This window comes from Halovibrio sp. HP20-59 (assembly GCF_033052795.2).
GTDB lineage: Bacteria > Pseudomonadota > Gammaproteobacteria > Pseudomonadales > Halomonadaceae > Vreelandella.
Genome location: NZ_JAWJUW020000068.1, coordinates 1 through 319 on the forward strand (window position 1 = coordinate 1; position 319 = coordinate 319).

Annotated in this window: 1 protein-coding gene; it reads right to left on the bottom strand. The window is 67.7% G+C overall.

All coding sequences use genetic code 11. The features are described 5' to 3' along the window. Window positions 1–126 precede the first annotated feature (126 nt). Window positions 127–319: hypothetical protein (locus RZA33_RS19420; protein WP_317509622.1), on the bottom strand; the 193-nt coding region annotated here is incomplete at its 5' end.

Here is a 319-nt window from a genome sequence, read left to right on the forward strand (position 1 = left end):
CCGCCGCGAGGAGCCCGCGTAGCGCGAGTACGTGGCCGGGCGTGGCCGCGGTTGCAAACACCGCACGGAGCCGAAGCAAGCGATCCAGCATGGAGCGAGATGCGAGGCGAGACACGGGGTGATTGCTCATGGCGTAACGGGCGCACCGCCGGCGTTCTGGTAGGCGGCGCAGGTGTTGGTCCAAGCGGTCTGCACCGAGCGGATGTTGCAAAACCCGTTGACCACGGCGCTGCCGTCGACGCAGGAAAACTGCACGTTCGCCGGCGTGGTCGTGGTGATGGTGCAGGTCTGGCCACTGAGCACGCCATTGGGCGGGCAG